A 13,972-nucleotide genomic window follows, 5' to 3' on the forward strand; every position below is an offset into this window, starting at 1 on the left:
CGAAATGCTGTCGCAGATAGTGTCCGCTTTGGGCGTCGTGGTCGTCGCCGTTTTCGCGTGCTCGGCCTATTTCTATTTTTCGAACAAGATCCTGGATCTCGCTTTGCCGGTCAAGGATGGCGACATCCGCGCTGCCTCGCGCAATCTCAACCGCCGTGCCCTCGTGCGGCCGTGGTTGTTCGTCGGTCCGGCGCTCTTCCTGCTCGTCGTCTATCTCGTCTATCCGGTCGTTGCGACCTTCATCCTCTCCTTCTACGACCGCGCCGGCCAGCAGTTCGTCGGCGTCGCCAACTATCAATGGGCACTCGGCGACCGCGAATTCCGCCAGTCGATCTTCAACAACATCCTCTGGCTCGCCGTCGTGCCGGCCGCCTGCACCTTTTTCGGCCTCGTGATCGCCGTGATGACCGACCGCATCTGGTGGGGCAATATCGCCAAAAGCATCGTCTTCATGCCGATGGCGATTTCCTTCGTCGGCGCATCGGTCATCTGGAAATTCATCTATGAGTATCGCGGCGGCAACGACGTCCAGATCGGCCTGCTGAACGCCATCGTCCAGACGTTCGGCGGCACGCCCGAGGTGTGGATCTCCGTTCCCTTCTGGAACAATTTCTTCCTGATGGTCATCCTGATCTGGATCCAGACCGGTTTTGCCATGGTCATCCTGTCGGCCGCCCTGCGCGGCATTCCCGAGGAGACCATCGAGGCCGCCGTCATCGACGGCGCCAACGGCTGGCAGATCTTCTGGCGCATCATGGTGCCGCAAGTCTGGGGCTCGATCGCGGTCGTCTGGACGACGATCACCATCCTCGTCCTCAAGGTCTTCGATATCGTGCTGACCATGACGAACGGCCAGTGGCAGTCGATGGTGCTGGCGAACCTGATGTTCAACTGGCTGTTCCGCGGCGGCGGCGATTCCGGCCGAAGTGCTGTCATCGCCATCATCATCATGCTCGCCGTCACGCCGATCATGGTCTGGAACGTCCGCCGCGCCAACCGCGAACTGAAGGGCCACTGAGATGACCGCTGTCGGAAGCTACTTCAAGATCGGCCCCGCCCGTCTCTTCGTTCACGCCGCTGTTCTGTTGATCGTCATCGTCTGGCTGATCCCGACGCTCGGCATCTTCGTCAGCGCGCTCCGCGACAAGGACCAGATCGTCGTATCCGGCTGGTGGACAGCCTTTGTCGGCTCGACGCAGACCGTCGCCGTCCGCCTGGGCACGCCGGACCAACAGCAGCAGGAAGGCGCAACCTATGTCATCACAGGCAACGTGCTGGAGGGACAGACCGGCCGTTCGGTGAAGGCCTTCGGCAACCGCGTCCAGCAGCCGGCCGCCTTCAAGGCAGGCGAGACCGCCGATCTCGGCGACGGCGAAAGCCTGCTGATCAACAGCGACGGCAGCTATCGCTACATGAAGAACGCCGCCTTTTCACCCGACGAAAGGCCGCGGCGTATCTATGCGTCGGTTTCCGCGCCGCCAGAGTTCACGCTGCAGAACTACAACACGGTTCTGCGGGGCGAAGGCATCGGCCAGTCCTTCATCAACTCGCTGACCGTGACGATCCCGGCAACGATTATCCCGATCCTGATCGCCGCCTTTGCCGCCTATGCGCTGAGCTGGATGGAATTTCCTGGCCGCGCGCTGCTGATTGCGCTCGTCGTCGGCCTCATTGTCGTGCCGCTGCAGATGTCGCTGATCCCGCTGCTGCGCCTCTATAACGAAATCGGCAACCTGCTCGGCCAGCCGTCCAAGACCTATCCCGGCATTTGGCTCGCCCACACCGCCTTCGGCATGCCGCTCGCCATTTATCTCCTGCGGGCTTATATCGCCGGCCTGCCGAAGGAGATCATCGAATCCGCCCGCGTCGACGGCGCCAGCGACTTCGAGATCTTCACCCGCATCGTATTGCCTTTGTCCTTCCCGGCACTCGCCTCCTTCGCCATCTTCCAGTTCCTGTGGGTGTGGAACGACCTGCTCGTCGCTATGGTCTTCCTCGGCACCGACAAGGACCACCTCGTTCTCACAGGCAGCCTGAACGCGCTGCTCGGCTCGCGCGGCGGCAATTGGGAGATTTTGACGGCCTCGGCCTTCGTCACCATCATCGTGCCGCTGCTCGTCTTCTTCGGGCTGCAGCGTTATCTGGTGCGTGGCCTGCTGGCGGGTTCGGTCAAGGGAGGCTGACAATTTCCAAACGTGACTTCAGACAGGATATTCCATGACCGTGGCTCCCCAATCGATCTCGACCCCCGATAAAGACTGGTGGCGCGGCGCGGTGATCTATCAGATCTACCCGCGCTCCTACCAGGATTCGAACGGCGACGGCATCGGCGACCTGAAGGGCATCACCGCCCGCCTGCCGCATGTGGCAAGCCTCGGCGTCGATGCGATCTGGATTTCGCCCTTCTTCACCTCGCCGATGCGCGATTTCGGTTACGACGTTTCCGACTACGAGAATGTCGATTCGATCTTCGGCACGCTGGTGGATTTCGACACGATGATCGCTGAGGCCCATCGCCTCGGCATCCGGGTGATGATCGATCTGGTCATCTCCCACAGCTCGGATCAGCATCCCTGGTTCGTGCAGAGCCGTTCCAGCAAGACCAATGCCAAGGCCGATTGGTATGTCTGGGCCGATGCCAAGCCGGATGGCACGCCGCCGAACAACTGGCTGTCGATCTTCGGCGGCTCGGCATGGGCGTGGGATCCGACGCGCATGCAATATTACCTGCACAACTTCCTGACCTCGCAGCCGGATATGAACCTGCATAATCCTGAGGTGCAGGACCGTCTGCTCGACGTCGTGCGCTTCTGGCTCAATCGCGGCGTCGACGGCTTCCGCCTCGACACCATCAATTTCTATTTCCACGACCCGCTGTTGCGCGACAATCCGGCACTTGCGCCTGAGCGCCGCAACGCCTCGACGGCGCCGGCGGTCAATCCCTATAATTTCCAGGAGCATGTCTACGACAAGAACCGGCCGGAAAACCTTGCCTTCCTGAAGCGCTTCCGCGCCGTTCTGGAAGAATTTCCGGCGATTGCCGCCGTCGGCGAAGTCGGCGACAGCCAGCGCGGCCTCGAAATCGTCGGCGAATACACCTCCGGCAATGACAAGATGCATATGTGTTATGCCTTCGAATTCCTCGCCCCCGATCCGCTCACCGCCGAGCGCGTCGAGGAGGTGATGGAGGATTTCGAAGCCGCAGCACCCGATGGCTGGGCCTGCTGGGCTTTCTCCAATCACGACGTCATGCGCCATGTCAGCCGCTGGGGCGGGCTGGTCGCCGATCACGACGCCTTCGCCAAGCTCTATGCCTCGCTGCTGATGACGCTGCGCGGTTCCGTCTGCCTCTATCAGGGTGAGGAACTGGCGCTAACTGAAGCTGATCTCGCCTACCAGGATCTGCAGGATCCCTACGGCATCCAGTTCTGGCCGGAGTTCAAGGGCCGCGACGGCTGCCGCACGCCGATGGTCTGGGACAGCCAGGTCGCCCAGGGCGGCTTTTCGACGGTGAAACCCTGGCTGCCAGTGCCGGTCGAGCATATCCTGCGCGCCGTCAGCGTCCAGCAGGGCGACGAGGCTTCGGTGCTGGAGCACTATCGCCGCTTCATCGCTTTCCGCAAGCTGCACCCGGCCTTTGCCAAGGGCGAGATCGAATTCGAGGAGCCGCAGGGCGACGCGCTGGTCTTCACCCGCGAATACGGCAATGAGAAGCTGCTCTGCATCTTCAACATGAGCCCGGCCGAAACCGGGGTCACTTTGCCTGCGGGAGAATGGCAGGCGTTGACGGGGCATGGCTTTATCAGCAACAACTATGGCGACAAGATCGATATTCCGGCCTGGGGGGCGTATTTCGCCCGTCTCGCTTAAGGATCAGCAGGGGAGAGAGACATGACTGGACTGACGCTGAAGGATATCCGCAAATCCTACGGTTCCGTGGACGTTCTCCACGGCATCGACCTCGATATCAAGCAAGGCGAATTCATCGTCTTCGTCGGCCCGTCCGGCTGCGGCAAGTCCACGCTACTGCGCATGATCGCCGGTCTCGAGGCGATCACCGGCGGCGAGATGTATATCGACGGCCATCTCGTCAATGACGTGCCGCCCTCCAAGCGCGGCATCGCCATGGTCTTCCAGTCCTATGCGCTTTATCCCCACATGACCGTCTTCGACAACATGGCTTTCGGCATGAAGATCGCCGGCGAAAGCAAGCAGGAGATCGACCGCCGCGTCAAGGCGGCGGCCGAGAGCCTGCAGCTGACCAAATATCTCGACCGCCTGCCGAAGGCGCTTTCCGGTGGCCAGCGTCAGCGCGTGGCGATCGGCCGCGCCATCTGCCGGGATCCGAAGGTCTTCCTGTTCGACGAGCCGCTCTCCAACCTCGACGCCGCGCTGCGCGTCGCCACCCGCATCGAGATCGCCCGCCTGAACGAACAGATGGCCGATACGACGATGATCTACGTCACCCACGACCAGGTCGAGGCGATGACGCTTGCCGACCGCATCGTCGTTCTCTCCGCCGGCAATATCGAGCAGGTCGGCGCGCCGCTGGAACTCTACGAGCGCCCGGCCAACCTCTTCGTCGCGAAATTCATCGGCTCGCCGGCGATGAACATCATCCCGGCGACGGTCGCTGCGACCGGAAACCAGACGACAGTGACGCTGACCGGCGGCATGTCGGTGACCCTCGATGTAGCGACCGGCGCTTCCGAAGCCGGCAAGCAGGCAAGCTTCGGCGTTCGTCCGGAGGATCTGAGGATCGCCGACGGCGCCGACTATCTTTTCGAGGGCGAGGTGTCGATCGTCGAAGCGCTCGGCGAAGTCACGCTGCTTTATATCGAAGGCCTGGTTCCGGGCGAGCCGATCGTCGTCAAGCTGCCCGGCATCTACGATGTGAAGAAGGGCCAGAGGATGCGTTTTGCCGCCGACAGGCAGAAGTTGCATCTGTTTGATGCGACCGGCCATAGCTACCGGAGATGAGAGAGCCATTTTTGGGGTAATAATCCCGAGAATTATACTTGACGGACCGGATTCTTACTTTCTGTTAAAGATCGGCTGCTACCTTTTCCCGGTCAATTTATGAGGGGGATAAGCACGTGGCCGCTTCCAATCCGTCACAGCCAAAATCTCATTTCCTGAGTAAGGAAGAATCCTTCATGTATGACCGCGAGCAGCGGTTCAAGATGGAGGACACGATGAATGCCGCGCGCATCGAATATACGGAAAAGGGTGTCATGCACGCGGCTTCGCGCCGCTGCGATATCGTCCGGATCTCGATGAGCAGCGCCACACTCGCGATCCTCACCCAGTTCAACCTGCCGAAGCAGTTCTATCTGGATATTCCGGATGCCCGCATCACCAAGGTCGGTTGCATACTGATGAAGGTCAACGCCAACAATACGATCGAAGTCCGCTTCCTGCGTCTGCTGACGCAAAAGGAGCTGAACAAGATCTTCGTCTACAGCACCCATCCGGCGCATCGCGACTACGTGCTCGATATCCGCGCCTGACGGATAAAGACTGGATAGCAAAACCCGCGGGTGCTTCGCGCGCCCGCGGGTTTTGTTTGTCTCCAGCGACCACGCTCAGTGGTGGAAGAGCACGCTTGCACCCTGATCCGAAGCGCCGACGGCGCGGCGGAACGGCGCGAAGAGTTCGCGGCCCATGCCGAATTCATTGTCGGAGAGATCGACGGTCACCGGCTCGCGCTCGGCCAGATCGGCCGCATCGACGAGCAGCTCGAGCGTGCCCTTGATCGCGTCCAGGCGGATGATGTCGCCGTCGCGGATGCGGGCGATCGGGCCGCCGTCAACCGCCTCAGGCGTCACATGGATCGCCGCCGGCACCTTGCCCGAGGCCCCCGACATGCGCCCGTCGGTCAACAGCGCCACGCGGAAACCGCGGTCCTGCAGCACGCCGAGCGGCGGCGTCAGCTTGTGCAACTCCGGCATGCCGTTCGCCTTCGGTCCCTGGAAGCGCACGACGGCGATGAAATCGCGGTTGAGCTTGCCTTCCTTGAAGGCGTCCTGCAGCTCCTGCTGGCTGTGGAAGATGATTGCCGGCGCCTCGATGATGTGGCGCTCCGGCTTGACGGCTGAAATCTTGATGACCGCCTTGCCGAGATTGCCACGCAGCATCTTCAGCCCGCCATTGGCCTGGAACGGCGTTTCGATGCTGGAGAGAACCTTCGGATCATGGCTCTTCTCCGGCGACGGCTCACGCAGGACGGTGCCGTTTTCGCCGAGCCGGGCATCGACCGTATAGGCTTCGAGACCCTGGCCGAAGACGGTGCGCACGTCGTCATGCACCAGGCCGTGCTTCAGCAGTTGCTTGATCAGGAAGCCCATGCCGCCGGCCGCCTGGAAATGGTTCACGTCGGCAAGCCCGTTTGGATAGACGCGGGCAAGCAGCGGCACCACTTCCGAAAGCTCGGCGATGTCCTGCCAGGTGAGCTGAATGCCGGCCGCGCGCGCCATGGCGACGAGGTGCAGCGTATGATTGGTCGAGCCGCCGGTCGCATGCAGGCCGACGACGCCGTTGACGACCGAGCGCTCGTCGATCATCTCGCCGGCCGGGGTGAATTCATTGCCGAGCGCGGTGATAGCCAACGCCCGCTTGGCGGCTTCGCGCGTCAGCGCTTCGCGCAGCGGCGTGCCGGGATTGATGAAGGAGGAGCCCGGCAGGTGGAATCCCATGATCTCCATCAGCATCTGGTTAGAATTGGCGGTGCCGTAGAAGGTGCAAGTGCCGGGGCCGTGGTACGACTTCGATTCAGCCTCCAGCAGCTCGGCGCGACCGACTTTGCCCTCGGCGAAGAGCTGGCGTACGCGCGACTTTTCGTCGTTCGGCAGGCCTGTCGTCATCGGACCGGCCGGAACGAAGATCGACGGCAGGTGCCCGAAGGACAAGGCTGCGATGACGAGGCCCGGCACGATCTTGTCGCAGACGCCGAGGAAGAGGGCGGCATCGAACATGTTGTGCGACAGGCCGACGCCCGCCGACATGGCGATCAGATCGCGCGAGAAGAGCGAAAGCTCCATGCCCGGCTGCCCCTGAGTGACGCCGTCGCACATCGCCGGCACGCCGCCCGCCACCTGCGCCACGCCGCCTGCCTCTGCGGCCGCCTCGCGGATGATCGCCGGATAGGTCTCGAACGGCTGGTGGGCCGAGAGCATGTCGTTATAGGCGGTGATGATGCCGAGATTGGGGATGTGGTCGCCGGCGAGCGCATCCTTATCGGCGGGGGAACAGACCGCAAAGCCGTGAGCCAGGTTGGCGCAGCCGAGCACCGAGCGCTGGACGCCCTTGGAAGCGGCGGCGCGCAGGCGCTCCAGATACCGCTCGCGGGTTGGTTTCGAGCGTTCGACAATGCGATCGGTGATCGCAGAAATGCGTGCGTGAGAGGACATGGAAGATCCCTGCCTTGTTCTGGTTCGTCTCAATGTGTTCGCCGGCTCCGGCGGCTGTGAGGCCGTATCAGGGAGCCCAGTAGATCTCGACCGGGGAAGTGGCCCGGCGCAGAATGGCGCGGATCGGCATGTCTGCCTCCTCACCGCTGCCTTCTGCCTTGGCGAGAACGTCTTTTTTGCCTTCGCCCTCAATATGGAGAACCAGGAGTGCGGCATCCTGAAGACTGGAGAAGGTAAAGGTCAGCCGCGGCTCGCCGGCCCCCTCCGCTTCCATGGTGATGACGCCGCGCGGCGTCGATGCGTCGAGCGCCGTGGCAAGATTGCTGCCGCCGGGAAAGAACGAGGCGGTGTGGCCGTCGCCGCCCATGCCGAGGATGACGACATCGAAGGGAATGCCGATTTCGGCGCTCTTTTCCGTCGCAAGCCGCGCGGCTTCCTCGACGGCGGCGGCCGGCTGGTAAAGTGGCACGAAACGCGCCGACTTCGCCTTGTTCTGCAAGAGATTGGCATCGACCAGCATATGGTTCGAGCGCGCATTGTCGGCCGGCACGAAACGTTCGTCGACAAGCGTGATCGTCACCTTGTCCCAGGCGATGTCGCGCGTCGACAGCACCTGGAAGAAGGCCTTCGGGGTCGAGCCGCCGGAAACGGCGATGGACGCCGTTCCGCGGGCTGAGATCGCCGCCGAAAGCGTATCGGCAACCTTGTCGGCGAGGCTGCCGGCGAGATCTGCGGGGCTGGCGAAGGAATGCAGGGTCGATGCCATCGGTTTCCCCTTAGATATCGTCATGCCAGGTGCGGCCGTCGCGCTCGATCAGCGCAATGGCCTGGCTCGGGCCCCAGGTGCCGGCGGTATAGCCCTGCACCTGCTGGCCGGTGGTTTCCCAACCTTTCAGGATCGGATCCACCCATTTCCATGCGGCTTCGACTTCGTCGCGGCGCATGAACAGGGTCTGGTTAGAGCGGATCACGTCCATCAGCAGGCGCTCGTAGGCGTCGGGGTTGCGGACGTTGAAGGCCTGGGCGAAGCTCATGTCGAGCGAGACGTTGCGCAGGCGCATGCCGCCAGGCCCCGGATCCTTGATCATCAGCGACTGCTTGACGCCCTCATCCGGCTGCAGCCGGATGATCAGCTGGTTGGCGACGATACGCCCGGCTGCCTGGTCGAAGATCGCATGCGGGATTGGCTTGAAGGTGATGACGATCTCGGACATGCGTCCGGTCAGGCGCTTGCCGGTGCGGATATAGAAGGGAACGCCGGCCCAGCGCCAGTTGTTGATCTCCGCCTTGATGGCGACGAAGGTCTCGGTGTTGGAGACGCCGCCTTCGAGCTCTTCGAGATAGCCCTTGACCGGGCCGCTGCCCGAGGCGCCGGCGCGATACTGGCCGCGGACCGTCGCCTGCTCGACATTGGAGGCATTGAGCGGCTTCAGCGCGCGCAGCACCTTCAGCTTCTCGTCGCGGACGGCTTCCGAATCCATCGAAGAGGGCACTTCCATCGCCGTCAGGCAAAGCAGCTGCAGAATGTGGTTCTGCACCATGTCGCGGAGCGCGCCGGCCGTATCGTAATAGCCGGCGCGGCCTTCGAGGCCGACCGCTTCAGCCACCGTGATCTGCACGTGATCGATATAGTTGGCGTTCCACAGCGGCTCATAGAGCGCGTTGGCGAAGCGCAGCGCCATCAGGTTCTGCACCGTCTCCTTGCCGAGATAGTGATCGATGCGGAAGATCTGTTCTTCCTTGAAGGCGCGGCCGATCGTGTCGTTGAGCTGCAGTGCCGAGGCGAGGTCGCGACCGATCGGCTTCTCGACGACGATGCGGGTCGACTTGGTGATCAGCTTGTGGTCGTGGATCTTCTGCGAAATATCCCCGAAGATGCCGGGCGCGACCGCGAGGTAGAAGGCGCGCACGCGCTCCTTGCCTTCGTCGAGCAGCTTCTTCAGCTGGTCCCAGCCGGTGTCCGTGCGGGCGTCGACCGAGACGTAGTAGAGGCGGGCGCAGAACTTCTCCACCTCAGCTTCGTCATATTCGCCCTTCTTCAGGTGCTCGTTCAACGCATCCTTGGCGAATTTGCGGTATTCCTCATGGGAAAGCGGGCTGCGCGAAGCGCCGATCACCCGGGTCGGTTCGGAGAACTGGCCCTCGATCTGGCGATGGTAGAGCGCGGGCAGAAGCTTGCGTTCGGCAAGGTCGCCGCTGCCGCCGAAGACGACGTAATCAAAAGGCTCAACGGGAATAATCTGGCTGCTCATGAGCTTGTCTCTCAATCAGGCTGGTTGGCGGCCCTTTTAATCTAATCGATTTAAAAAAGCCAGTGTGCAGTGCAATGAATCTGTCAGGCACCGGTTTTAGTGCGAATTTCCGGAAGAGGAAATCCGCAATCAGACTAAAACTTGTCGCGAAGCGCAAACCACGACAAGGCGAGGAAAAGCAGCGGCGCCCGCATTCTGGGCCCGCCGGGAAAGGCGGGAATATCGAGCGACGCGAAGAGATCGAGATCGCCGGCTTTTCCAAGCACTGTTTCCGCGTAGAGCTTGCCACAGTAGTTTGACAGCATGACGCCATGGCCGGAATAACCGCCGATCGAGGTGACGCCGGGCATCACCTCGCGCACGAACAGCTGGCGCGGCATGGTGATGCCGACAGTGCCGCCCCAGGCGTGGGTGATCTCGATGTCTTTCAGCTCAGGATAGATCTCGGCGATCTGCCGGCGGATATGCTGCGAAATGTCCCGCGGATTGTCTGCAGTATAGGCCTCGCGCCCGCCAAACAGCAGCCGGCCTTCGAATCGGCGGAAGTAACGCACGACGAAGCGCGAATCGGCCACAGCCTCGCCCCCCGGCAGCACGTCGGGATGCCGGTCGAGCGGAGCTGTGGCGCCGATGAAGGAACGGATCGGCATGACATGACTTGCCGTCACCGGCTCCAGATTGCCGATATGGCCGTTGCAGGCGATCAGGGCGCGGCTGGCGGTGATCGTTCCCTTGTCCGTTTCGATCGTCACCTTGCCGCCGCCCTGGCGGATCGCCTTTGCTTTTGTCATCTCGAAGATCGCAGCACCGGCGTTGGCTGCGACCCGCGCCAGGCCGATCAATAGCTTCAGCGGATGGATATGGCCGGTGCCGACATCGCGCACGCCGCAATAAAAACGCTTGGAGCCGAGCCGCTCCTGCGTTTCCGTCTCGTCCATGAAGCTGATATGCGGATAGCCGTAGCGCTGCGCGGCGATTTCGGCGTTCTCACGAAAGTCGCGTTCATAGCTCGCCTTGTGCGCGACGTTGAGCTGGCCGGGCACATAATCGATCTCGATCTGATGCTCCCTGGCGAAATCGAGGAGATGGCGCTTGGCCGCCTCGGCAAGATCGAACAGCGCCTTCGAGCGCTCGTAGCCGATCTTCTCCTCGAGCTCTTCCGGCCACCATCGCTGGCCGGTGCCGAGCTGGCCGCCATTGCGCCCGGACGCCCCGTCGCCGAAGCGGCAGGCCTCGATCAGCACCACGGAGACGCCCGATTTGGCCAGATTGTAGGCGGCCTGCAGGCCGGTATAGCCGCCGCCGATGATGGCGACATCACATGTTCTCGAGCCGTCGAGAGCGGCATAGCTCGGCCGCTCCCCGACGGTTGCCTGATACCAGGATAGGCCCGGCGAGATCGGGCTCTGCCACGTCTCCTGCGATGCCATGGCGCTGCCTCACACGTTGAGCAGAAGGAATTCCCGCTCCCAGGGGCTGATCACCTGCATGAAGGTCTCGAACTCGCCGCGCTTGACGCCGGCGTAGAGACCGATGAACTGTTTGCCGAAAATCTCCTCGAAAGCCGGCTCGTCCTCGAGCAGCGCCACGGCTTCCAACAGGCCCCGCGGCAGGTCGATCGAGCCTTCATTGGCCGAATCCTCGGTCGGCGCCGTCGGCTCGATCTGCTTCATGATGCCGAGCAGGCCGGCGGCAAGCGAGGCTGCAAGCGCCAGATAAGGATTGGCGTCCGAGCTCGGCAGCCGGTTTTCGACGCGCCTGGCCTGCGGATCGGATACCGGAACGCGGAAGGCCGTCGTCCGGTTGTCGTAACCCCAGGCATTGTTGACCGGGCAGGACATATCAGGCTGCAGGCGCCGGTAGGAATTCACATAGGGCGCCAGCATCGCCATCGCGCTCGGCACGAATTTCTGCATGCCGCCGATGAAATGGAAGAATTCCTTCGAGGCCGATCCGTCCGCATTAGAGAAGACGTTCTTGCCCGTCTCGATATTGACCACCGACTGATGGATATGCATCGCCGAACCCGGCTGGGCCTGCATCGGCTTGGCCATGAAGGTCGCATAGATGTCGTGCTTCAGCGCCGCCTCGCGAATCGTGCGTTTGAACAGGAACACCTGGTCGGCAAGTTCGATCGGATTGCCGTGGCGCAGGTTGATCTCGAGCTGCGCCGGTCCCTCTTCGTGGATCAGCGTATCTATCTCGAGGCCCTGTTTCTCCGAGAAATGGTAGATGTCGTCGATCAGTTCGTCGAATTCGTTGATCCCGGCAATCGAATAGCCTTGGCCGCCGAGGATCGAGCGGCCGGACCGGCCCTTGGGCGGGTGCAGCGGATAGTCGGGGTCGTCATTCTTGGCGACCAGGTAGAATTCGATCTCCGGCGCCACGATCGGCTTCCAGCCGCGGTCGTGATAGAGGCTCAGGATGCGTTTCAGCACGTTGCGCGGCGTATAGGGCACTTCGCCGCCGTCGGAATCGACGATGTCGCAGATCACCTGTGCCGTCGGGTCGGTCTCCCAGGGCACGACCGAAAGCGTGGAAAGATCGGGCATCAGCTTCAGATCGCTGTCGCGCGGCTCGTAGCGGAAGCTTTCGGTCTCCTCCGGATACTCGCCCGAAATCGTGTGCCGGTAGATCGCCGACGGCAACGCCAGCGAGGTGTTCGAGGTGAATTTCGAGCTCGGCATCATCTTGCCGCGCGGAACGCCGGCAAGGTCCGGCGTGATGCATTCGATGTCTTCGATGCCCCTGTCCCTCAGCCACCGCGCTGCTTCCTTCCAGTTCGCAACGCCGCGCAGAGACCCGGGGTCCGGGGGAGTTTTCTTCGAGGCGGGCACGTTTCTGGCAGGCTTCAGCGTCGTCTTTTTTGGGGACATGACACACCGGTTTGGTTGATCGTGGCGCCATCATAACCGGACTTTGCCAATTGGCGAGAGGTTGAGAACGTTGACTTTCGCCCTTTGATGGAAAAAGAAGGCGCTGTCTTGATCGGGGAAACGGGTTTGCAGCGCAAAAGCGACGTCATCGTCATCGGCGCCGGGGCGGCGGGCATGATGGCGGCCATCCGGGCGGGGAATCGCGGCCGCTCCGTCGTGGTCCTCGACCATGCAAGGGCGCCCGGCGAGAAGATCCGCATCTCGGGCGGCGGCCGCTGCAATTTTACCAATATCCATGCCGGGCCGAAGAACTTCCTTTCCGCCAATCCGCATTTCTGCAAGTCGGCGCTTGCCCGTTTCACGCCGGCCGATTTCATCGCCATGGTCGACCGGCACGGCATCGCCTGGCATGAAAAGACGCTCGGCCAGCTTTTCTGCGACGATAGCGCCAAAGACGTCATCCGCATGCTGCTGACGGAGATGCGCAGCGCCGGCGCGCAACTGCATCTCGGCACCGAGATAACAGGTGTCGAAAAGGTGGAGGCGGGTTTTCGCGTCTCGACCGGTGAAGATGCTTTTGAAGCCTCTGCGCTGATCGTCGCCACCGGCGGCAAGTCGATCCCGAAGATGGGCGCCACCGGCTTTGCCTATCGCCTGGCCGAGCAGTTCGGTCTTCCCGTGCTCGAAACCCGCCCCGGCCTCGTGCCGCTGACGCTCGATCCCGGCCTGCTCGAGGCCATCGCGCCGCTTGCCGGCATTTCCGCCCCGGCCGAAATCCGTCATGGCAAGACCGCCTTTCGCGAAGCGCTGCTGTTCACCCATCGCGGCGTCAGCGGCCCCGCCATCCTGCAGATCTCCTCCTATTGGCGCGAAGGCGACGAGATCGTCGTTTCGATCGAACCGGATATCGACATCGGAGCACATCTGAAGACGGCAAAGCAGCTGAATGGCCGCCAGTCGCCGCAGACGGCACTCGGCGACATCCTGCCGAAGCGGCTGGCCCAATTTCTCGTCGAGCGCGAAAAGATCGCCGGCAACATGGCCGACCTGCCCGACAAGGCCCTGCTGCGCCTTGCCGCGGCGGCGCAGAACTTTACGGTCAAGCCGTCCGGCTCGGAAGGCTACCGCACCGCTGAAGTGACGCTCGGCGGTATCGATACGGCAGCGCTCGATTCCCGCAGCATGGAGGCCAAGGCCGTGCCCGGGCTTTATTTCATCGGCGAATGCGTCGACGTCACCGGCTGGCTCGGCGGCTATAATTTCCAATGGGCCTGGGCCTCCGGATTTGCCGCCGGCGAATATGCGTAAATCCAATGCATGTCGCCCGGAAGTGTGCAGCGGTTCCGGGACAACGACATGCATAAAACAAGGTCTGTAGCGCATCGCTTGAATCAAATTCGATGCGAGGCTCTTTAGGTAATACCGATTCAAGACT

11 protein-coding genes are annotated in these 13,972 nt (G+C 62.3%); 6 read left to right on the top strand and 5 right to left on the bottom strand.

The genetic code is table 11. The features are described 5' to 3' along the window. Positions 1-4: 4 nt before the first annotated feature. The 5 genes from K6N12_RS17430 (at position 5) to K6N12_RS17450 (ending at position 5,510) form a co-directional block, all read left to right on the top strand. Positions 5-1,018, top strand: a complete 1,014-nt coding sequence (locus K6N12_RS17430; RefSeq protein WP_097623899.1) for a carbohydrate ABC transporter permease — start codon at positions 5-7, stop codon at positions 1,016-1,018. A gap of 1 nt (position 1,019) precedes the next feature. Then, on the top strand, positions 1,020-2,183 hold the full coding sequence (locus tag K6N12_RS17435) for a carbohydrate ABC transporter permease (protein WP_097623900.1): 1,164 nt from the start codon (positions 1,020-1,022) through the stop codon (positions 2,181-2,183). A gap of 34 nt (positions 2,184-2,217) precedes the next feature. Then, positions 2,218-3,870 (top strand): beta-galactosidase BglA, encoded by a 1,653-nt coding sequence (bglA, locus tag K6N12_RS17440; protein ID WP_097623901.1) that lies wholly within the window; start codon positions 2,218-2,220, stop codon positions 3,868-3,870. Positions 3,871-3,891: 21 nt separating this feature from the next. Next, positions 3,892-4,980, top strand: a complete 1,089-nt coding sequence (locus K6N12_RS17445) for an ABC transporter ATP-binding protein (protein WP_097623902.1) — start codon at positions 3,892-3,894, stop codon at positions 4,978-4,980. Positions 4,981-5,156: 176 nt separating this feature from the next. Continuing rightward, entirely contained in the window at positions 5,157-5,510 is a 354-nt protein-coding gene (locus K6N12_RS17450; RefSeq protein ID WP_003588490.1) for a hypothetical protein, read from the top strand. A 75-nt stretch (positions 5,511-5,585) separates the two neighbouring features. On the opposite strand, the gene edd is transcribed toward K6N12_RS17450, so the two are convergent. The 5 genes from edd to K6N12_RS17475 all read right to left on the bottom strand — a co-directional run bounded on the left by edd (position 5,586) and on the right by K6N12_RS17475 (position 12,537). Beyond that, entirely contained in the window at positions 5,586-7,409 is a 1,824-nt protein-coding gene (gene edd, locus K6N12_RS17455) for a phosphogluconate dehydratase (protein ID WP_097623903.1), read from the bottom strand. A 67-nt stretch (positions 7,410-7,476) separates the two neighbouring features. Further along, positions 7,477-8,175 carry a 6-phosphogluconolactonase gene (pgl, locus tag K6N12_RS17460; protein ID WP_097623904.1) on the bottom strand — a complete coding sequence of 233 codons (699 nt, stop codon included), beginning with the start codon at positions 8,173-8,175 and terminating at the stop codon, positions 7,477-7,479. A gap of 10 nt (positions 8,176-8,185) precedes the next feature. Continuing rightward, positions 8,186-9,661, bottom strand: coding sequence for a glucose-6-phosphate dehydrogenase (zwf, locus tag K6N12_RS17465; RefSeq protein WP_003570253.1), 1,476 nt, complete (start codon positions 9,659-9,661; stop codon positions 8,186-8,188). A 134-nt stretch (positions 9,662-9,795) separates the two neighbouring features. Further along, positions 9,796-11,091, bottom strand: coding sequence for an NAD(P)/FAD-dependent oxidoreductase (locus K6N12_RS17470; RefSeq protein ID WP_097623905.1), 1,296 nt, complete (start codon positions 11,089-11,091; stop codon positions 9,796-9,798). Between the two features lie 9 nt (positions 11,092-11,100). After that, on the bottom strand, positions 11,101-12,537 hold the full coding sequence (locus K6N12_RS17475) for a glutamine synthetase family protein (protein WP_097623906.1): 1,437 nt from the start codon (positions 12,535-12,537) through the stop codon (positions 11,101-11,103). Between the two features lie 87 nt (positions 12,538-12,624). On the opposite strand from K6N12_RS17475, the gene K6N12_RS17480 reads away from it, so the two are divergent. Then, positions 12,625-13,845, top strand: a complete 1,221-nt coding sequence (locus tag K6N12_RS17480; RefSeq protein WP_131711074.1) for a BaiN/RdsA family NAD(P)/FAD-dependent oxidoreductase — start codon at positions 12,625-12,627, stop codon at positions 13,843-13,845. The last annotated feature ends 127 nt before the right edge of the window (positions 13,846-13,972 follow it).

It is taken from the genome of Rhizobium redzepovicii, from assembly GCF_019793435.1.
Classification (GTDB): domain Bacteria; phylum Pseudomonadota; class Alphaproteobacteria; order Rhizobiales; family Rhizobiaceae; genus Rhizobium; species Rhizobium redzepovicii.

Coding starts and splice junctions, on each gene's coding strand:
- K6N12_RS17430 (WP_097623899.1), top strand. CDS start 5: ATGCTGTCGCAGATAGTGTCCGCTTTGGGCGTCGTGGTCGTCGCCGTT.
- zwf (WP_003570253.1), bottom strand. CDS start 9,661: ATGAGCAGCCAGATTATTCCCGTTGAGCCTTTTGATTACGTCGTCTTC.
- pgl (WP_097623904.1), bottom strand. CDS start 8,175: ATGGCATCGACCCTGCATTCCTTCGCCAGCCCCGCAGATCTCGCCGGC.
- K6N12_RS17450 (WP_003588490.1), top strand. CDS start 5,157: ATGTATGACCGCGAGCAGCGGTTCAAGATGGAGGACACGATGAATGCC.
- edd (WP_097623903.1), bottom strand. CDS start 7,409: ATGTCCTCTCACGCACGCATTTCTGCGATCACCGATCGCATTGTCGAA.
- K6N12_RS17475 (WP_097623906.1), bottom strand. CDS start 12,537: ATGTCCCCAAAAAAGACGACGCTGAAGCCTGCCAGAAACGTGCCCGCC.
- K6N12_RS17445 (WP_097623902.1), top strand. CDS start 3,892: ATGACTGGACTGACGCTGAAGGATATCCGCAAATCCTACGGTTCCGTG.
- bglA (WP_097623901.1), top strand. CDS start 2,218: ATGACCGTGGCTCCCCAATCGATCTCGACCCCCGATAAAGACTGGTGG.
- K6N12_RS17435 (WP_097623900.1), top strand. CDS start 1,020: ATGACCGCTGTCGGAAGCTACTTCAAGATCGGCCCCGCCCGTCTCTTC.
- K6N12_RS17480 (WP_131711074.1), top strand. CDS start 12,625: ATGGAAAAAGAAGGCGCTGTCTTGATCGGGGAAACGGGTTTGCAGCGC.
- K6N12_RS17470 (WP_097623905.1), bottom strand. CDS start 11,091: ATGGCATCGCAGGAGACGTGGCAGAGCCCGATCTCGCCGGGCCTATCC.